Annotated in this window: 20 protein-coding genes; 12 read left to right on the forward strand and 8 right to left on the reverse strand. The window is 53.0% G+C overall.

The window, feature by feature from the left end; translation table 11 throughout:
* Nucleotides 1-66 precede the first annotated feature (66 nt).
* Both purE and DYA43_RS13840 read left to right on the forward strand, forming a co-directional pair.
* On the forward strand, nt 67-552 hold the full coding sequence (purE, locus tag DYA43_RS13835) for a 5-(carboxyamino)imidazole ribonucleotide mutase (protein WP_061057039.1): 486 nt from the start codon (nt 67-69) through the stop codon (nt 550-552).
* A 3-nt stretch (nt 553-555) separates the two neighbouring features.
* Nucleotides 556-1,689: a 5-(carboxyamino)imidazole ribonucleotide synthase gene (locus tag DYA43_RS13840; protein ID WP_061057040.1), complete on the forward strand. Its 1,134-nt coding sequence runs from the start codon at nt 556-558 to the stop codon at nt 1,687-1,689.
* 33 nt (nt 1,690-1,722) lie between these two features.
* On the opposite strand, the gene DYA43_RS13845 is transcribed toward DYA43_RS13840, so the two are convergent.
* From DYA43_RS13845 to DYA43_RS13860, 4 genes are read right to left on the reverse strand one after another with little or no spacing between them, the layout of a single operon-like run.
* A complete protein-coding gene (locus DYA43_RS13845; protein WP_024374494.1) occupies nt 1,723-2,310 on the reverse strand; it encodes a DNA topoisomerase family protein in 588 nt (195 codons plus the stop codon).
* Between the two features lie 30 nt (nt 2,311-2,340).
* Nucleotides 2,341-2,817: a DUF494 family protein gene (locus DYA43_RS13850; RefSeq protein ID WP_020332565.1), complete on the reverse strand. Its 477-nt coding sequence runs from the start codon at nt 2,815-2,817 to the stop codon at nt 2,341-2,343.
* A gap of 2 nt (nt 2,818-2,819) precedes the next feature.
* Nucleotides 2,820-3,935 carry a DNA-processing protein DprA gene (gene dprA, locus DYA43_RS13855; RefSeq protein WP_047461837.1) on the reverse strand — a complete coding sequence of 372 codons (1,116 nt, stop codon included), beginning with the start codon at nt 3,933-3,935 and terminating at the stop codon, nt 2,820-2,822.
* Complete coding sequence (locus DYA43_RS13860; protein ID WP_061057041.1) at nt 3,935-5,053, reverse strand: LysM peptidoglycan-binding domain-containing protein; 1,119 nt, start codon at nt 5,051-5,053, stop codon at nt 3,935-3,937. Before DYA43_RS13860 ends, dprA begins: the two co-directional genes overlap by 1 nt.
* A gap of 139 nt (nt 5,054-5,192) precedes the next feature.
* Here DYA43_RS13860 and def point away from each other — a divergent pair, with 139 nt between their 5' ends.
* The 6 genes from def to DYA43_RS13890 are packed head-to-tail and all read left to right on the forward strand — an operon-like array spanning nt 5,193 to nt 11,483.
* A complete protein-coding gene (gene def, locus DYA43_RS13865; protein ID WP_020332568.1) occupies nt 5,193-5,705 on the forward strand; it encodes a peptide deformylase in 513 nt (170 codons plus the stop codon).
* Between the two features lie 18 nt (nt 5,706-5,723).
* Complete coding sequence (fmt, locus tag DYA43_RS13870) at nt 5,724-6,671, forward strand: methionyl-tRNA formyltransferase (RefSeq protein WP_061057246.1); 948 nt, start codon at nt 5,724-5,726, stop codon at nt 6,669-6,671.
* Nucleotides 6,672-6,721: 50 nt separating this feature from the next.
* Entirely contained in the window at nt 6,722-8,002 is a 1,281-nt protein-coding gene (gene rsmB, locus DYA43_RS13875) for a 16S rRNA (cytosine(967)-C(5))-methyltransferase RsmB (RefSeq protein ID WP_061057042.1), read from the forward strand.
* A gap of 59 nt (nt 8,003-8,061) precedes the next feature.
* Nucleotides 8,062-9,438 (forward strand): Trk system potassium transporter TrkA, encoded by a 1,377-nt coding sequence (trkA, locus tag DYA43_RS13880; protein ID WP_020332571.1) that lies wholly within the window; start codon nt 8,062-8,064, stop codon nt 9,436-9,438.
* A gap of 12 nt (nt 9,439-9,450) precedes the next feature.
* Nucleotides 9,451-10,896 carry a TrkH family potassium uptake protein gene (locus tag DYA43_RS13885; RefSeq protein ID WP_061057043.1) on the forward strand — a complete coding sequence of 482 codons (1,446 nt, stop codon included), beginning with the start codon at nt 9,451-9,453 and terminating at the stop codon, nt 10,894-10,896.
* An 8-nt stretch (nt 10,897-10,904) separates the two neighbouring features.
* Complete coding sequence (locus DYA43_RS13890) at nt 10,905-11,483, forward strand: DUF3157 family protein (RefSeq protein ID WP_061057044.1); 579 nt, start codon at nt 10,905-10,907, stop codon at nt 11,481-11,483.
* Here the strand turns inward: DYA43_RS13890 and trhA are convergent.
* Nucleotides 11,480-12,124, reverse strand: coding sequence for a PAQR family membrane homeostasis protein TrhA (gene trhA, locus DYA43_RS13895; protein ID WP_020332575.1), 645 nt, complete (start codon nt 12,122-12,124; stop codon nt 11,480-11,482). The genes DYA43_RS13890 and trhA overlap by 4 nt on opposite strands.
* A gap of 76 nt (nt 12,125-12,200) precedes the next feature.
* Nucleotides 12,201-12,992, reverse strand: coding sequence for a sporulation protein (locus DYA43_RS13900; protein WP_061057045.1), 792 nt, complete (start codon nt 12,990-12,992; stop codon nt 12,201-12,203).
* Between the two features lie 600 nt (nt 12,993-13,592).
* Between DYA43_RS13900 and DYA43_RS13910 the strand changes: the two genes are divergently transcribed.
* From DYA43_RS13910 to DYA43_RS13925, 4 genes are all read left to right on the forward strand, one after another.
* The gene (locus DYA43_RS13910) at nt 13,593-13,859 is read left to right on the forward strand and encodes a YihD family protein (protein ID WP_061057046.1); all 267 of its coding nucleotides are present in this window, start codon (nt 13,593-13,595) and stop codon (nt 13,857-13,859) included.
* A gap of 262 nt (nt 13,860-14,121) precedes the next feature.
* Nucleotides 14,122-15,546, forward strand: coding sequence for a cytochrome c oxidase accessory protein CcoG (gene ccoG / locus DYA43_RS13915; protein WP_020332579.1), 1,425 nt, complete (start codon nt 14,122-14,124; stop codon nt 15,544-15,546).
* Nucleotides 15,547-15,590: 44 nt separating this feature from the next.
* Nucleotides 15,591-16,577 (forward strand): serine/threonine protein kinase, encoded by a 987-nt coding sequence (locus tag DYA43_RS13920; protein ID WP_061057047.1) that lies wholly within the window; start codon nt 15,591-15,593, stop codon nt 16,575-16,577.
* 30 nt (nt 16,578-16,607) lie between these two features.
* Nucleotides 16,608-17,207, forward strand: coding sequence for a thiol:disulfide interchange protein DsbA/DsbL (locus DYA43_RS13925; RefSeq protein ID WP_061057048.1), 600 nt, complete (start codon nt 16,608-16,610; stop codon nt 17,205-17,207).
* 40 nt (nt 17,208-17,247) lie between these two features.
* On the opposite strand, the gene yihG is transcribed toward DYA43_RS13925, so the two are convergent.
* Both yihG and DYA43_RS13935 read right to left on the reverse strand, forming a co-directional pair.
* Nucleotides 17,248-18,141: a 1-acylglycerol-3-phosphate O-acyltransferase, YihG family gene (gene yihG, locus DYA43_RS13930; protein ID WP_061057049.1), complete on the reverse strand. Its 894-nt coding sequence runs from the start codon at nt 18,139-18,141 to the stop codon at nt 17,248-17,250.
* A gap of 103 nt (nt 18,142-18,244) precedes the next feature.
* A complete protein-coding gene (locus DYA43_RS13935) occupies nt 18,245-19,768 on the reverse strand; it encodes a YifB family Mg chelatase-like AAA ATPase (RefSeq protein ID WP_020430404.1) in 1,524 nt (507 codons plus the stop codon).
* Between the last annotated feature and the right edge of the window lie 115 nt (nt 19,769-19,883).

Genomic DNA, 19,883 nt, shown 5'->3' on the forward strand with positions numbered 1-19,883 from the left:
AGAAAAATCCCCGTATAATGCGCGCACAAAAGCTCACCTAATTTATAACGCTTGAAGGAGTTTGAGATGAAAGTCGGCATTATCATGGGTTCAAAATCGGATTGGCCAACCATGAAGCTTGCAGCAGAGATGCTGGATCAATTTGGTGTTGCTTACGAAACCAAAGTGGTTTCCGCGCACCGTACCCCTCAACTTCTGGCCGATTACGCCACCAGTGCCAAAGAGCGTGGACTAAAAGTGATCATCGCTGGCGCTGGCGGCGCGGCGCACCTTCCCGGCATGACAGCTGCATTCACCAGCCTACCCGTACTGGGCGTTCCGGTACAGTCGCGTGCGTTGTCGGGTATCGACTCTCTTTATTCTATCGTTCAGATGCCTAAAGGCATCGCGGTCGGCACTCTGGCGATTGGTGAAGCTGGCGCTGCGAATGCAGGGCTGCTGGCCGCACAAATCCTTGGTGCGTTTGATGAAAGCGTGATGGCGAAAGTGGAAGCGTTCCGCGCCGCACAAACCGAAGCCGTGCTGGCTAACCCAAACCCAGCCGAGGAATAAATCATGCACGTATTGGTATTAGGTTCCGGTCAACTCGCGCGCATGATGTCTCTGGCCGGGGCGCCGCTCAACATTGAAATTTCCGCCTTTGACGTCAATACCCAGAACGTGGTGCATCCGCTGACTCAGGCTGTAATTGGCCATGGTTTGGAACAGGCAATTACCGGTGCGGATGTGATTACCGCCGAATTTGAACACATTCCTCACGATGTGCTGGCCGTGTGTGAACGCAGCGGAAAATTTCTGCCAAGTACCGACGCGATTAAAGCCGGTGGCGATCGCCGTCTGGAAAAAGCACTGCTGGACAACGCGGGCGTACGCAACGCCAAATACGCAGTGATCACCAACCGCGCTGAATTTGATGCTGCAATTGATTACGTCGGCATTCCCATGGTGCTGAAAACCGCCTTGGGTGGCTATGATGGCAAAGGCCAATGGCGTCTCAAAACCCCACAAGATAGCGAAACGATTTGGGCCGACATGGCACAAGCACTGGCGGCATCTGAGCAACAGGCGATTGTGGCGGAAGAGTTCGTGCCCTTTGATCGCGAAGTGTCGCTGGTTGGCGCGCGTGGCAAAGATGGCGAGATCGCGGTGTATCCACTGGCTGAGAACGTGCACGTGAACGGCGTCCTCAGCCTGTCGACCGCTATTGATGCGCCAGAATTACAAGAGCAAGCGAAGCAGATGTTTACCGCCGTGGCTGAAAGCCTGAATTACGTCGGCGTGCTGGCGCTGGAGTTTTTCGACGTCCAGGGGACGTTGCTGGTCAATGAAATTGCGCCGCGCGTGCACAACTCTGGCCACTGGACTCAGCAGGGCGCAGAAACCTGTCAGTTTGAAAATCATCTACGCGCAGTGTGCGGACTGCCACTGGGCAGCACCAAGCTGATTCGCGAAACTGCGATGATCAACATTCTGGGTGAAGACACCTTGCCTGATGCCCTGCTGGCGATGGAAGGCTGCCATATTCACTGGTATGGCAAAGACAAACGTCCCGGACGCAAAATGGGTCACATCAACGTCACCGCCGATTACAGTGGCGAATTACAACGTAAGCTATGTCAACTGGCAGCCGTTCTCGATCCAACAGCCTTTCCGGCGGTACAGGAAGTGGCGCAGCAGATTAAGCACTAGACCCTGAATTCAATACCAACAAAAACGGCGCGATTAAGCGCCGTTTTTCATTTCAGTTTGAGTGTGACCACATTTTTTGTCGGCACACTGATACTTGGTACCACTGGCGAGTTTCTTTTCAATCAGCAACGGATAACCGCACGCTTGACACTGCCCCATCACGGGTGGTTGATTGAGTGCAAATTTGCATTTTGGAAACGCGTCACAAGCAAAAAATGCCTTGCCAAAGCGATTCTTACGTTCAACCAAATGGCCTTTGCCACATTCGGGGCAAGTAATCTGGGTTTCTACCACCAATTCTTGTGGTGCCGTGTCCGGCGACTCAATATGATGACATTCAGGATAATGGCTACAGCCGATAAACATACCGTAGCGTCCCTGCCGTAACACCAGTTCATGTCCACACTCCGGGCACGGCACGCCAAGCTCTTTGATGATATGGCCGTCATTCTGATGTAGGGGTTTAATGAAGTCGCAGCCAGGATACTGACTGCAACCCAAGAAAGGACCGTGTTTGCCGTGTCGAAGCTGCAACGCAGCGCCGCATTTGGGACACGGTTCGTGATTCAGCGCCTGCTCATGGGCTGAAAACAACTGGTGATCGATTTTTTTACCGCTCATGTGTACTACTTACGTTGCCACTGATCTTACTTAATGAACAATACCTTGCTCTTTGCTGTACAACAGCTCTTCCATTAGCGTGTAAGCATTTTCATTCCCTGGCACATTAAATAACACCATCAGAATGATCCACTTGAGGTCATCAAGTTCGAACTCATTGGTTTCCAAGCCCATGACGCGATCAATCACCATCTCACGCGTTTCAGGTGTCAGCACTTTGATTTGCTCAAGGAACATCAAAAAACCGCGCGATTCCGTATCCAAACGCTCCATTTCCTGCGCGGTAAAGATACGCACTGATGTGGCCGCGCTGGTTGCGATCGCGGAATGTGCATCGGTCTGCTGCAGCGCAGCCAGCTCTTCTAACCAGTGAAGGGCTTTGTAGATGTCTTTTTGGTGAAATCCGGCCCGAAGCAGTTCATCTTCGAGTTCGTCTTGGTCCACTTGCAACTCTGCATCGCTATGGATATAAGTTTCAAATAGATACATCAGAATATCCATCATCATAGCTAGCCCCTCCCCTTACGAATATAGCCACCGGAAACTGCAACAACATGCCCTGAAAGCTCAAGCTCCAGGAGCTGCATCATGACATCCTGGACAGGTATATTGGTCCTGTTTGCAAGAATATCAACTGGTGTAGCCTCTCCCCCTACGTTAGCTAACAGCTCGGGAAATGGCAATTCTTCTTCGTTATATGTGCCAGAAAAAAGTTCTGTCTGCTCAGGTTGTGACTGATTTCGGCTCCAGTCCATCAAACTGCTGACTTCTTCGAGAATATGATCGACATGTTGTACCAAACACGCCCCTTGTCGAATCAACTGGTTACTGCCGAGGCTATTCGGGTTGCGAATTGAGCCCGGCACGACAAACACCTCTCGGCTCTGTTCGGCGGCATAACGCGCGGTGATGAGCGAGCCACTTTTTTCCGCCGCTTCCACCACCAGAACGCCCAATGACAACCCACTGATAATACGATTACGACGCGGAAAATGATCAGGTCGAGGCTTGGCATCAGGGCGAAATTCCGACACCAAGGCGCCTCTGTCAACAATACGCCCCGCCAACGCGCGATGGCGAGCCGGATAAATACATTCCAGCCCCGAGCCCAGCACCGCAATAGTTTCCCCACCCGCTTTGAGTGCGCCATCATGCGCGTAGCCATCAATACCAAGCGCCAGACCACTGGTGACCACCAAACCGTGTTCGACCAATTGCGTGGCAAATTGATGAGCGATTTGCTGACTGTCGATACTGGCGTTGCGACTGCCGACAATAGCAATTTGCGGCGCACGCAGCGCTTCAAGCCGCCCCTCCACAAACAGCACTGGCGGAGCGGCGGCGATTTCGGTCAATAACGAGGGATAGTACGCATGAAACGGCGTCAGAATATGGCGATTATCAGCCTGCTCACTCCAACGCAGGCAGGCATCGACGTCTTGATCGGCCTGCCGCTGCAAATACTGAATCTGGTTGTCTTTCAGTCCTACGGCCAAGCCGTCACGATTCAGGTGTTGTTTGAGGTCAGACAGCGCGTAACGACTGGCTAAACGCTGCAATGTTCGGATACCGAGTTGAGGAGTAAAACTGAAAGCCAGCCAAGCAGCCAGATCGCGTTCGAGCATCAACTGGCAGGCTCTGCCTGAACCACACTTGCGGTGGCTTCAAGCTCTGGCGTCTGCGGAGATTGTGCCTGCACCGCGGTATCAATCGGCTCCATACTTTCGGTGATAAGCGCAAGACTAAACGCCGCATAAGGACGAATCACCATCAGGCTACCAATTTTGTACGCAGGCAATACCAATGCATCGTCACCGTGTTGAGACTCATAGCTGTAGTGTCCATCATCGGCATACACCGCCACTCCTGAGCGGAACAGTTCAAACATACTGCCCTGAACCAGCGCGTCATCTGTCCCTTTGTCGATGACCACGACCTGGTTTTGACCCGCATACTGGCTGCCTTCCAACGAACCCAAAATCTGGGCTGTGAGCGATTGCGGTGCAGGCCTTGGGAAAAAGGATGTCGTTAAGTTTAACCCTTCCAACCCGGTTTCCGGCAATGCAATGTCGTTTACGCGAATCTCATGCCGTTGCTGACGCACCAGCAGCTCACTGGTTTGCTGACGGTTGCTGCCAAGCTGAGCAGTCGCAATCAGTCGCAGAGCAGTCATCACCTGGCCGTCGCGTTCAAACTCCGTCATCGGGCGATAAATTCCCCACTGCGCATGAGTTTGAGGTCCGGCAATATAAACGGGCTCGCCTGCCGTCAGGTATTGCAGCCCATCACCAGCGCCCATCACACGAAGACTCTCTTTTATCTCCGTAGCGTCAACCAGGCGATCGGTGTGCAGATAGGGCAACAACAACTCTTCGTCGACCGTCGGTAGCGACTGTTTCTCCATAACGCGAACTTTCGGGCTGAGTTTCACCATCGGTTTCAGGCTCAGCGTAGGCTGACCATCACGCCAAACCAACGTCAGTTTATCGCCGGGATAGATAAGATCAGGGTTATTGATATCAGGGTTGATTTGCCATAACCGTGGCCACAACCAAGGGCTGTCTAGATACAACGCAGAGATATCCCACAAGGTGTCCCCTTTCACCACCGTATACGTCGTCGGCGCATCGTCTTTCAGCACCAACGGCGGCGCCGGCTGCGCGCAAGCACCGAATGCAGCCAGAAATAGCGGCAATAAACGAGGTTGTAATACTGAGGCGAAACGACTTGTCAGTCTGGTCATGACCTTGCTTCCCTGGTCGAAAGAATTAAGAAGGATTCGGAGAAATCTCGCAGGATGCTGTCATTTAGGTCATAAAATGTCTAGAATTGAGCCAACAAGCGTTAAGCTGTTTCGGCACAGTTCAATTTTTCGAGTGTATATGTCTGTATTACAAGTATTAACATTCCCGGATGATCGTCTTCGCACCGTTGCTAAGCCGGTTGAGAAAGTCACCCCAGAGATTCAGAAGATCGTCGACGACATGATTGAAACCATGTACGACGAAGAAGGCATTGGCCTTGCTGCAACTCAGGTTGACGTTCACCAGCGTATCGTGGTGATCGATATTTCAGAAACTCGTGATGAGCCAATGGTTCTGATCAACCCGGTCATCCTAGAAAAACGCGGTGAAGACGGCATTGAAGAAGGCTGCCTATCTGTACCTGGCGCTCGCGCTCTGGTCCCTCGCGCCGCAGAAGTGACCGTCAAAGCGTTAGACCGCAACGGTGACGAATACAGCTTTGAAGCCGATGATCTGCTGGCGATCTGTGTACAGCACGAGCTGGACCACCTAGAAGGCAAACTGTTTGTCGACTACCTGTCGCCACTCAAACGCAACCGCATCAAAGAGAAGCTGGAAAAAATCAAACGCTTCAACGAAAAGAATCAATAAACATACAGAGAGGTGACCTTGAGCCAATCATTACGTATTGTCTTTGCAGGTACTCCGGATTTCGCCGCCCGTCACTTGGCGGCGTTATTGTCTTCGGAGCACGAGGTGATCGCGGTTTACACTCAACCGGATCGCCCAGCCGGCCGCGGTAAAAAACTCACCGCCAGCCCGGTCAAAAACCTGGCGCTCGAGCACAACATTCCGGTATATCAACCAGAAAATTTCAAATCTGATGAAGCCAAGCAAGAGCTGGCTGCACTGAATGCCGACATCATGGTCGTCGTGGCTTATGGCTTGTTGTTGCCAAAAGCTGTGCTTGATACACCTAAACTGGGTTGCATCAACGTGCACGGTTCGATTCTGCCACGCTGGCGCGGCGCCGCACCGATTCAACGCTCGATTTGGGCGGGTGATTCGGAAACAGGCGTGACCATCATGCAGATGGATGTCGGTCTTGATACCGGCGACATGCTCAAGATTGCCACGCTGCCGATTGAAGCCAGCGACACCAGCGGCTCCATGTATGACAAGCTGGCAGAACTCGGCCCGCAAGCTCTGGTTGAATGCCTGAGCGATATCGCACAAGGTACGGCAGTCGCGGTCAAACAGGACGGCGCCCTAGCGAACTACGCACAAAAATTGAGTAAAGAAGAAGCCAAAATTGACTGGACTCGGAGTGCTCAGGCGATTGAGCGCTGCGTACGTGCATTTAACCCGTGGCCAATGAGCCACTTCGCGGTCGCTGACAACCAGATCAAAGTCTGGCAGGCGCGCGTCGAAGCGGGCAGTTCCAACCAAGCGGCGGGGACCATTCTCAAAGCAGACAAAACCGGCATTTATGTCGCCACTGGTGAAGAGATTCTGGTACTGGAAAGCCTGCAGATTCCGGGCAAAAAAGCCCTGCCGGTGCAGGACATCCTCAACGCCAGAGCAAGCTGGTTTGAAGTTGGCTCCCAACTGAATTAATCTCACGGCCCTACTGAGTAGGGTCGTTACTTTTTGTATTAGGTTTAACTATGAATGTTCGCGCTGCTGCCGCTCAGGTTCTGTTCCAAGTTGTCGATAAAGGTCAGTCTTTGTCGATGGCACTTCCGGCGGCTCAACAAAACATCCGTCCTCGCGATCACGCTCTGTTGCAGGAAATCTGCTACGGTGCGCTGCGCTACCTGCCAAGACTGGAATCCATCGCCAACGCACTGATGGATAACCCGCTCAAAGGCAAACAACGTGTGTTCCACCACCTGATTCTGGTGGGCATTTACCAACTGAGCTTTATGCGTATTCCTGCGCATGCGGCCGTGGGTGAAACGGTTGAAGGCGCCCAAGATCTCAAAGGTCCGCGCCTGCGTGGCCTGATTAACGCCGTGTTGCGTAACTATCAGCGCAACCAGGAACAACTGGATGCTCAGGCTGTCAGCCACAATGCCGGTAAATACGGCCATCCAAGCTGGCTGCTGAAATTGCTGCAAAGCGCCTACCCACAGCAGTGGGAAGCGATCGTTGAAGCCAACAACAGCAAAGCGCCGATGTGGCTGCGAGTGAACCATCAGCACCACGACCGCGATGCGTATCAGGCGCTGCTCAATAATGAAAACATTGATAGCAGCGTACATTCACAGGCTGAAGACGCACTAAAATTAGCCGCGCCGTGTGATGTCACCAAACTGCCGGGGTTTGAAAAAGGCTGGGTGTCCGTTCAGGACGCAGCCGCGCAGTTGTCTCTGCACTATCTGCAGCCTCAGGATGGCGAGCTGATTCTTGATTGCTGCGCCGCACCGGGCGGCAAAACCGCCCATATTCTGGAACGGACGCAAGGGAGCGAAGTGGTTGCCATCGACTGTGACGATACCCGCCTCAAACGCGTGCATGACAACCTCAAACGCCTGAACCTGAGCGCCAAAGTGGTGTGCGGCGATGCCCGTTACCCTCAAGAATGGTGGCAGGGCAGCCAGTTTGACCGCATTCTGCTCGATGCACCGTGTTCGGCAACGGGCGTAATTCGCCGTCATCCGGACATCAAATGGCTGCGCCGCGCGGAAGATATTGCGGCATTAGCGGAGCTACAACGCGAAATTCTCGACGTAATGTGGCAACAGTTGAAACCGGGTGGTACTTTGGTGTACGCAACGTGTTCAATTACACCGCAGGAAAACGTGCTGCAGGTGAAAGATTTCTTAGCGCGCACATCTGACGCGCAGCTTGTGGGTTCGGAGCTGGATAATCCGGGCCGCCAGATTCTGCCTGGTGAAGAGGATATGGACGGCTTCTACTATGCCGTTCTGACTAAACAAGCGTAAAAACGATGCAAAGGCAGCTCTCGGGCTGCCTTTGGCGTGCAATAACAAGAGAATAAGGTATGAAAATCATCATTCTTGGTGCAGGTCAGGTCGGCGGTACGCTGGCGGAAAACCTGGTCGGGGAAAACAACGACATCACTGTCGTGGATAAAAACAGCGACCGTCTGCGCGAACTACAAGATAAATATGATTTACGCGTGGTGAACGGCCATGCCAGCCACCCGGACGTGCTACGCGAAGCCGGCGCTCAGGACGCTGACATGCTTGTTGCCGTGACCAACACCGATGAAACCAACATGGTGGCCTGTCAGGTCGCGTTCACTCTGTTTAACACGCCAAACCGTATTGCCCGTATCCGTTCGCCGGAGTATCTGGCGGAGAAAGAAGCCTTGTTCCAGTCCGGCGCGGTCCCGGTCGATCACCTGATCGCCCCGGAAGAGCTGGTGACCAGTTATATCGAGCGCTTGGTGCAATACCCTGGCGCGCTGCAAGTCGTCAGCTTTGCGGAAGAGAAAGTCAGCCTGGTCGCGGTCAAAGCCTATTATGGCGGCCCGCTGGTGGGCAATGCGCTATCTGCACTGCGCGAACACATGCCGCACATCGATACCCGTGTGGCGGCGATTTTCCGTCAAGGACGCCCGATTCGTCCGCAAGGCACCACCATTATTGAAGCCGACGATGAAGTGTTCTTCGTCGCGGCCAGCAACCACATCCGTTCCGTGATGAGTGAGCTGCAACGCCTGGAAAAACCGTATCGCCGCATCATGATTGTCGGTGGGGGTAACATCGGTGCCAGCCTCGCCAAGCGTCTGGAACACAGCTACAGCGTGAAACTGATTGAGCGCAACTACCAGCGCGCGGAACAGCTGTCGGAAGAGCTGGAAAACACCATCGTCTTCTGTGGTGATGCCGCCGATCAGGAGCTTCTGACCGAAGAGAACATCGATCAGGTGGATGTGTTTATCGCGCTGACCAACGAAGATGAAACCAACATCATGTCCGCCATGCTGGCGAAGCGCATGGGCGCGAAAAAGGTGATGGTGCTGATTCAGCGCGGGGCATACGTCGATCTGGTTCAGGGCGGCGTGATTGACGTGGCGATTTCACCACAGCAAGCGACCATCTCAGCCCTGCTGACTCACGTTCGCCGCGCCGACATCGTCAACGTTTCTTCACTGCGCCGTGGCGCAGCAGAGGCGATTGAAGCTGTCGCGCATGGTGATGAAACCACCTCCAAAGTGGTTGGCCGCGCTGTGGGCGACATCAAACTGCCGCCGGGCACGACGATTGGTGCCATCGTGCGTGGTGAAGAAGTGCTGATCGCCCACGATCGCACTGTTATTGAACAGGATGATCACGTCGTGATGTTCCTCGTCGACAAGAAATACGTGCCCGACGTGGAAGCCCTGTTCCAACCGAGTCCGTTCTTCCTATAGGTTCCCGGCGTTATGCTCAATTTACGCCCCATCATGTTTGTCATCGGGCTGGTTTTATCGAAACTGGCTCTGTTTATGTACGTCCCGACTCTGGTGGCATTTTTCACCGGGACGGGCGGCTTTCTCGACTTTGCTCAGGCGGTGATCATCACGCACATCGCGGCATTTATCTGTCTGTCGATTGGCCGGACAGCGAATTTCCGCCTCAGTGTGCGCGACATGTTCCTCATCACCAGTCTGGTGTGGACCATCGCCAGCGCGTTCGCCGCGTTGCCGTTCGTGTTCATCAACCACATCAGTTTCACCGACGCCTACTTTGAAACCATGTCCGGTATCACCACCACTGGCTCCACGGTGCTCAGCGGCCTCGATGACATGGCTCCCAGCATTCTGCTGTGGCGTTCTATTTTGCAGTGGCTTGGCGGAGTCGGCTTTATCGTTATGGCGGTAGCGGTGCTGCCGATGCTCAACGTCGGTGGTATGCGCCTGTTCCAAACCGAATCGTCCGACTGGTCAGATAAAAGCAGCCCGCGCGCCAAAACCGTGGCGAAGAACATCGTGGTGGTGTATCTGGTGCTGACTGGTCTGTGCATCATCGGCTATATGGTTACCGGCATGCGTCTGTTTGATGCCATCAACCACGCGTTCACCACTCTTTCTACCGGCGGCTATTCGACCTCCGACGGTTCAATGAACCATTTCTCCAACGGTTCACACTGGGTCGCAACTTTGTTTATGTTCCTTGGTGGTCTGCCATTTCTGCTGTTTGTCACCGCCATGCGTAAACGCCGCCCACAAGAGCTGTTTAAAGACGCTCAGGTGCAGGGCTTCTTCCTGCTGTTTGTCATCAGCAGCCTGATTGTCGCCGCCTGGCTGCACTTCAATAATGGCTATGCGATGCTGGATGCGCTGCGCGTCTCGATGTTCAACATTGTGTCAGTGGTGACGACCACAGGTTATGGTCTCGATGACTTCACCGCCTGGGGCGCGCTGCCAAGTACCATTTTTGCGTTTCTGATGATGGTGGGTGCCTGTTCCGGTTCCACCTCCGGTGGGATCAAGATTTTCCGTTTTCAAATCTGTTTTGCGCTGCTCAATAAGCAGATGATGAAACTGATCCACCCGTCCGGTGTGTTCGTTCAGCGTTACAATCAGCGCCCGGTGAACGAAGACATCGTCCGTTCGGTGGTGGCGTTTGGTCTGACGTTTATTATTACGATTATCGCCATCGCCGGCTCGTTGTCGGCCATGGGACTCGACCCAATCACCAGTATCTCCGGCGCGATTACTGCGGTCGCCAACGTCGGCCCGGGTATGGGGAGTGTGATTGGTCCAACGGGTAACTTTGCTTCGCTGCCTGATAGCGCGAAGTGGATTTTAAGTTTTGGTATGTTGATGGGACGCTTGGAAATCCTCACCATTCTGGTGCTGTTCTTCCCAGCGTTCTGGCGACGTTAAGGATACACATGAAAAATCTGATCACTCTGATGATGGCAAGCTGGGCGCCTGTGGCGCTGGCGGGCGAAATCGTCACTCTGCAAGATGGCCGCGACGTGCAGCTTAATGATGACTTTACTTGGCAATATGTGCAGCCAGTTGAGACGTCAAACTCAATGTCCGTCGCGCCAGCGAAACCTGAGGTTGTTGCGGCGGCTCCCGTCCTGGCGGCTCCACTGGTCAAAGCGCAACGCGGCAGCATGATTGAACTTGGCAGCACCAAACCGACGTTGCAACTGAGCAATTCTGGGGTGGATATCGTGCTGGGTAGCGCCCGTTACCGCGATGGCCAGTTGATTTTACCGACCGCCATCACCAACCAGAGCACGCAATCGGTGATCAACATTGTGCTTCAGGTCGAGATTCTTGATGAACAGGGCAACCTGCTGACCACGCAGACCACGACCATCTGGCAATCGATCAAACGCATGGCCGACACCTACTTACGCCCGCAAGCTTCTGTGGCAGGTAAGGCGATTGAAGTAAAAGTCGACGAAGCGCCGCGCTATCAAATCCGCGCCAGCGTTACTCAGGTTGAGTCGCGTTAAACCGGATCGATATAGAGATAGATCGCAAGAAAGTGGCAGGCGCATCCGGCCAGCACAAACGCATGCCAGATGGCATGATTGTACGGAATGCGCTTCGCCACATAGAAAATAACGCCCAGCGAATACACCACCCCGCCCGCGGCAAGCAACGTCAGCCCACCCACATCCAGATTCAGTGCCAACTGATAAATCACAATCAGCGACAGCCACCCCATCGTCAGGTACGTCACCAATGACAAGCGTTTGAAGCGATAGACAAAAGCGATTTTCATGATGATGCCGATCAGCGCAATCGACCAGATGACAATCATCAGACCAAACGCCAATGGTGTGCGCAGACTGACCAGCAGGAACGGTGTGTAGCTGCCGGCAATCAGTAAGTAGATGGCGCAGTGGTCAAAAGTTTTCAGCCAGCGTTTGGCGTTCTGATGTGGGATTGCATGATAGAGCGTCGAGGCGAGAAATAGCGCAATCATGCTGCCGCCATAGATGCTCATACTGACAATCGTCAGTGCATCAGCCCGGTGATCGACCGCTTTGACCAGCAGCAGCACCAGACCGACAATGCCGAGGATTAACCCGACGCCATGACTGATCGCATTGGCGACTTCTTCTTTGACGCTGTAAGCAGTATTCGACATACGATTCCCATACTAGAGCGATAACTTCGCTCTAGTATGGCACACTCAGCGTACACATGTAAGCTCGATTTTATGCTTACGATGTCGTATCAAGAAACTGCAATACTTGCTCACCCGCCTGCACAGGCGACTGCGAACTGGCGATCGTCAGTTGACGTTTGAGCTCACCTTTGCCCAGCAAGCTTGCCAGCATGCCGCTCGCCCCCCGTTGGAAGCGATCGATTTCAAACCACATCTGCAGCTGGTCTTTGTCGCGGTAAGCAACGATTTCCAATTCACGCCAACGGCCATGGAACGGGCCATCGGTCGGCACAAATTCAAACTCTTGCACAAACGGCAGAGCAAAGCCTTTGGCGGCTTCGCATTCAACCTGGCGCAGGCGCAGGCCCTGCTCTTCCAAGGCAGTGAAAATGCCATCCATCAACGGATCCGGACGCACAGTCAGAATGTTCTTGTCGCCCGGGTCGAGAGCCATAGCAATATCCAATCCGGTTTCGAGCCACACTTTGGCATCCCCGATCGTCACGGGCGTATTCCACGGCACATCCAGTTCCACTTCAAAATCGCGGGTTTCTCCGGCCATGATGGTAAAGGCATAAGGCAGCGACCAATCGGCGAGTGTGTAGGTTTGCGCCACGCGGCGAGTGCGATGTCCTTCTTGCTGACCCCGTTCAATCGGCGCTTCTTCGATATAGCGACAGCAGAGTTTGAGTTCGATATTGTCGATCGCTTGTTCCGTCGCACCACCATACACGTGAATCGTCACTTTCACTTTCTGGCCCGGAATCAGCGTTTCCTGCTGCAAGACAGAGTCAACTTTCGCCGATCCGATCCCGAAACTGGCGAGGGTTTTCTTCAGAAATGACATACACACCTCCTGTTGATGAGCAGCCAGTGTAAAGCGGAAAAGATTCCGAACACAATGGCGAGCCTCACACTACGCATCCATTTTTCTTTAGCATAAACATTGGTTAACTATCGATCATTTGCAAACTTGGTGCTACTCTAACTTCGATATGCAAGCATATCGTTATTCCTGAACAATTATTTGGATTGGCGCTCGCCAGAAAGAGCCACCCTTCTTCATTTTTATTCAGATGCAGAAGATCAACTCATAGTTGTTCAGGCCATTACATCGGCAATGGATATGCCTGACCGTTAGGTTAATGAATGCGCCCAACAGCTGTCAGGTTTTCGCACACCAACCGTAGTGCAATGCGCCGTCGCAGTGGTTTTGCTACTGCACCGGTTGCGAAAAAAATCGCGCCCGCGCCTACTCTTGTCGAGAAAAATGCAGTCTCTGCATCGCCAACAACAAAAGTGGTCCAGGCCGCTTAATAGAAAAGCGCAGTTTATCCTGCGCTTTTTTCTTTTCGTTCATTTCAGCTAACGTCCACGCTACACATTGTATTCCCCGCGCAATTTGATACCTTTACTGCAAATCATTACAAAGTTTGTGGAGAAAGCCATGAAGTGTCATCGCGTCGAAGAATTACTGCAACTGCTGGAGCCGGAATGGTATAAAGATTCTGAACTGAACCTGATTCAGTTTATCGTCAAACTGGCTGGCGAAGCGGGTTACCAAGGGCGATTGGAAGAGCTGACTGACGATGTGCTGATCTACCATCTCAAAATGCGCAACAGTGCCAAAGACGAAGTGATTCCCGGCCTGAAAAAAGACTACGAAGAAGATTTCAAAACCGCGATCCTGCGCGCACGCGGCATCATTGAATAAACCCTCTCATAATGCACAGAGCGGCCAACGGCCGCTCTTTTTTTATCCGCCGTGTGAAGGATAACTGGCAAAAATGTAAGGATATTTGTTGTTAAAGGTTGATTGCGTTAAAGAAATAAAAACGTTATTGCCGCTATAATCACCACTTTATGAAGCAACCTTATTCCCCCCCTTCTACGCCATTTGCGTAAAAAGGGTTAAGCAATGTCAAAAAGAGTGTGAGCACCAGAAATCGCACCATGATGCCCAAAAGGATAGTTTGATGAGTCAGGACAAGATCGACATCAAAGATGTGACTCCGAAAGTCTTTAACCCGAAGACCCATAAAGGTCAGGAAGGAGACCGGTTCAACCCGAGCAACCGCATTTACGTGCGCGAAAGCAAAGGGACCTACCAGAAGCTGCGCCGTTACGGAGGCTGGTTTCTGCTGCTGTTGTTTGGATTGGTACCGTGGATTTCCTACGGCGATCGCCAGGCCATTCTGCTCGATATCGGCCACCAGCAGTTCAATTTCTTCGGCACAACGCTCTACCCGCAGGATCTGACCCTGCTGGCACTGCTGTTTATGATCGCGGCGTTCGGCCTGTTCTTTATCACTACCTTTTTAGGCCGGGTGTGGTGTGGTTACCTGTGCCCGCAAACCGTATGGACGTTCATGTACATCTGGTTTGAAGAAAAACTGGAAGGCAGTGCCAACAAGCGCCGTAAGCAAGACGGCAGTAAAATGACCGCCAATCTGGCGATGCGCAAAACCGCCAAACACATCGCCTGGTTTGCGATTGCTCTGGCGACGGGTTTCACGTTCGTGGGCTACTTCGTGCCGGTACGCGATCTGGTTATCGACTTCTTTACCTTCAACTCGACCTTCTGGCCGGTGTTCTGGGTGATGTTCTTTGCCGTTTGTACCTACGGTAATGCGGGCTGGATGCGTTCTATCATGTGTATTCACATGTGCCCGTACGCACGTTTCCAATCGGCGATGTTCGATAAAGATACTTTCATCGTCGGTTACAACACCGAGCGCGGCGAACAGCGCGGCCCTCGCTCACGTAAAGCCGACAAAAAAGCGCTCGGTCTGGGTGACTGTATCGATTGTGATTTGTGTGTTCAGGTGTGCCCGACCGGTATCGATATTCGTGATGGCCTGCAATATGAGTGCATCAACTGTGGTGCCTGCATTGACGCATGTGACACCACCATGGAGCGCATGGGCTACGACAAAGGGCTGATCAGTTACACCACTGAGCACCGTTTGTCAGGCAAGCATACCAAAGTGATGCGGCCGAAACTGCTGGGTTACGGTGCGGTGTTACTGGTGATGATCGGGCTGTTCTTTGCGCAGGTGGCGGCGGTTGATCCAGCCGGCCTCAGCGTTATTCGTGACCGGAATCAGCTGTTCCGAACTAACAGCTCCGGCGAGATTGAAAATACTTACACCCTCAAGGTGATCAACAAAACTCAGCACATCCAAACCTACAAACTCGATGTCAGTGGTCTGACGGATGTATCGTGGTATGGCAAACAAACCGTGCAGGTGGAACCGGGCGAAGTGCTCAACCTGCCGATGAGTCTGGGGGTCAAACCTGACAATCTCAGCTCTCCGGTTGCGACAATTCAGTTTATACTCACCGATGACAGCAACCAATTCACAATGCAAGTGGAAAGCCGGTTTATTAAAAAGCTTTAACACTCGACATGGAAAAGGGCTCAGCAATGAGCCCTTTTTAATCAATGACACTAGCAACCTTTCATTTTGATGCCCTGACGCCCGACTTTATGTGGTACGCGCTAGAGAGCATCGGTATTCGCGCTGAATCGGGTTTTCTGGCGCTCAACAGTTACGAAAACCGCGTGTATCAGTTCAGCGATGAAGACCGCCGCCGTTTTGTGGTCAAGTTTTACCGCCCGCAGCGCTGGAGCATCGAACAGATTCAGGAAGAGCACGACTTTGCACTGGAGCTGGCCGACGCCGAGATCCCGCTCGCCGCACCACTGGTGATCAACGGCGCTTCACTGCACCACTATCAGGGTTACCATTTTGCGCTGTTTAACAGCGTTGGCGGGCGCCAGTTTGAAGTCGACAATGAAGAACAGCTGGAATGGGTCGGACGCTTTCTCGGCCGCATTCATAAGGTGGGCGCGAGCAAAACGTTCATTCATCGCCCGACGATCAGCCTGGATGAGTATCTCTATCAGCCGCGCGCGCTGCTGCATAACGCACAATGTATTCCGATGCATTTAGAAAACAGTTTTTTCCACGATCTGGATATGTTGATCAGCAGAATCGAGCAGCACTGGCAACCGGGTCAAGCCTTGATTCGCCTGCATGGCGACTGCCACCCGGGCAATATTTTGTGGCGGGATGGCCCGATGTTTGTCGATCTTGACGATGCTCGTAATGGCCCGGCGGTACAGGATTTGTGGATGTTGCTCAATGGCGATCGCAACGACAAGCTTACCCAACTCGATATTGTGCTTGAAGGCTATCAAGAGTTCTGCGATTTTAACTTTAATCAATTGAAACTTATCGAGCCACTTCGCGGTCTACGAATGGTGCACTACATGGCATGGCTGGCAAAACGTTGGCAAGATCCGGCCTTTCCGCTCGCCTTTCCCTGGTTTAATGATCCAAAATACTGGGAGAGTCAGGTATTGGCATTCAAAGAACAAATCGCAGCATTAGAAGAGCCTCCGCTCTCGCTGATGCCACAATGGTAACAAGCCTTCAAAGGAATAATGGAGTCCACGATGAAAAAGCTGTTTGCACTGGTTGCAACCCTGATGTTAAGCCTGTCGGCCCATGCCGCGCAGTTCAAAGAAGGGGAACAATACAAAGTGCTCAACTTAGAGCCTTCCTCAAAACCGAGCGTCACTGAGTACTTTTCGTTCTACTGTCCGCATTGTAACGCGTTCGAACCGATCATCTCTCAGCTAAAAACCAAGCTGCCGGAAGGCGTGAAGCTGCAAAAAAACCACGTTTCATTCATGGGTGGTGACATGGGCAAATCGATGAGCAAAGCCTACGCGACCATGATTGCACTGAACGTTGAAGACAAAATGATCCCAGTGATGTTTGACCGCATTCACAACCTGCGCAAGCCACCAAAAAATGATGCCGAGCTGCGTCAGATCTTCGTTGATGAAGGCATCGACGGTGCGAAATTCGACGCTGCGTTTAACGGCTTCGCGGTGGACTCTATGGTGCGCCGCTTTGACAAGCAGTTTCAGGAAAGCGGCCTGACCGGCGTTCCTTCTGTCGTGGTGAACAACCACTATCTGGTTCAGGCGCAAGGCATCAAAACGATGGACGAGTACTTTGATCTGGTGAACTACCTGCTGAGCAAGTAAGTTTGTCCGCCAAGAAAAAAGGAGCCTGAGGCTCCTTTTTTTATACGTCCGATTTTGACTGATACAGCTTAGCCAACTGCTGATCTTTGCGTTGCCACAGCGCAGTCAGCCACTGCTGGAACTGGCGTTTATACGGTTTGTCATGAAAATAGTCACCGCGTACCTGCTCATCGACCGGCAACACGCGAATACGCACCACAATGCGGTGCATCCGGCCCATTAACATATCGCGAAACGGCTTATCGGTGTTATCCGGATAGGCCAGCGTAACATCGATAATATTGGAGAATTGTTCACCCATCGCTGCCAACGTATACGCAATCCCGCCACTTTTCGGTGCCAGCAGATGCTGGTAAGGCGAACGGGTCGCGCGCTGCTTGTACTGAGTGAAACGCGTACCTTCGACGTAGTTCACCACCGTCGTCGGATGAAACTTAAATTTTTCGCACGAGCGACGCGTGGTCGCCAGATCCTGGCCGCGTTTGTGTGGATGGCGAATCAAGTATTCCCGCGAATAGCGACGCATGAACGGCATATCCAGCGCCCAACACCCCATGCCGACAAACGGCACATACAACAGTTGCTGTTTGAGGAAAAACTTCGGCATCGGAATGCGATCTTTGAACACACAACACAGCACGACAATGTCCGTCCAGCTGAGGTGGTTGCTGATCATCAGATACCAGCCCTGCTTACTCAGTCCTTCCCCGCCCTGAATGTCCCACTCGACGCGGTTTGACATCGCCAGAATACGCGCATTAAGTGTCGCCCACAGCCACATCGCTTTGTCCGCCATGCTGGTCGCCATCGCTTTCAATCTCGGCGTCGGCAGCAGCAGTTTGACCAGCGCAATCGCGCAGATCAGTAACGAACTGAACATGGTATTGAGGATCACCAGCACAATATTGAGGACAAGCAGAAGGTAAGCGAGCATAGAATTTATAGTTTTCAAAAAATTGAATAAAAAAACAGCGAGCAATTATACTCGCTTGCCCGCTGAAAGAAATACGTCTGCCAATGGTCAGAGTACTGCCGCCCTAGACCGATTGGGCGGTGAGCTGTTTGAGTAACCGGTCCATAGCGCGATAGCCGAGCGCTTCGGCCAGGTGCGCCCGTTGAATGTGTGCCTCACCGCTCAAATCGGCAATGGTGCGCGCGACTTTGATGATGCGGTGATAGGCCCGGATTGACAACCCCAGGCGGTGCAGCGCATTTTCCAGAAATTCCGCATCCGGCTGACTGAGCGGGCAATAAGTTTCGATTTCACGGCTTTGCAACAGCGCATTCACTTTGCCACTGCGTGCCAGCATGGTTTCACGTGCGCGAAAGACCCGCGCCTGCACCACCGCCGTCGGCTCGCCGCGGTCGCCGCCGTGTGACAAAGTGCCTTTGGGCAATGCCGGAATTTCAATCGACATATCAAAGCGATCCAGCAGCGGCCCCGACAAACGGCTCAAATAGCGTAAAATCCCCTGCGGATTCACCCGCGCCTGATTGCCTTCGTAATACCCGGTCGGACTGGGATTGAGCGCGCCAACCAACTGAAAACGCGCTGGGAAACGGGTTTTACCCTGCGCGCGGGAAATAATAATCTCGCCGGACTCCAGCGGCTCGCGCAGTGAATCGAGCACTTTGCGTTCAAATTCCGGCATTTCATCCAGAAACAGTAGGCCATTGTGAGCAAGTGAGATTTCTCCGGGGCGGGGAATAGTGCCGCCACCTACCAGTGCAGCCATGGAGCTGGAATGATGCGGCGCGCGAAACGGACGCTGTTTCCAGTTGTGCTGGTTGATTTCCTGCTGCGTCAGCGAGGCCACTGATGCAGTCTCCATCGCCTCGGCCTCAGTCATCTCTGGCAGCAGATCGCACAGACGCGAGGCCAACATAGTTTTACCCGTGCCCGGCGGGCCGAGAAACAGCAGATTGTGGTTGCCCGCCGCTGCTATCTCCAACGCCCGCTTGCCTTGCTGCTGACCAATGATGTCCTGCAAGTCGCGCTCACGCGGTACGCTGGCGTCGCGCGCGTCACTTTGAAACAGCGATAACGTCTGTTGACCACACAGATCGGCACACACTTCAAGCAGAGTGCGCGCCGATTTATGTTGCTCTTTCCCCACCAGCGCCGCCTGATCGCCATTGAAATGGGGCACCACCAAACTGCGCCGCGCCTGATTGGCCGCCAAGGCTGCGGGCAGCACGCCTTTCACGCTGCGAATTTCCCCCGACAGCGCCAACTCACCGATGAATTCGTGGTCGCTCAATTGGGTGCGGGCAATCTGATCCGAGGCAGCCAGAATGCCGAGCGCGATCGGCAAATCAAAACGGCCGCCCTCTTTGGGCAGATCAGCGGGCGCTAAATTGACGGTAATGCGTTTGGCGGGAAATTCAAACTTGGAATTGATGATGGCGCTGCGCACGCGATCGCGGGATTCTTTGACGGTTGTCTCCGGCAAACCAACCAGCGTAAACCCCGGCATACCGTTACTGATGTGTACTTCCACCGTCACCGCTGGTGCCTGAACACCGATGCTGGCACGGCTATGAATGATAGCAAGCCCCATGACTTTCCTTAGTTATTGATTAAAAACCATTCACCACACAGATTGAGTTCGACTGCGGGCTGCGAAAGTTGTTATATAACGCGGAGGGTTAAAACGGGAATGTGAAAAAAGAATG

The organism is Vibrio fluvialis, from assembly GCF_900460245.1.
GTDB classification, from domain to species: domain Bacteria; phylum Pseudomonadota; class Gammaproteobacteria; order Enterobacterales; family Vibrionaceae; genus Vibrio; species Vibrio fluvialis.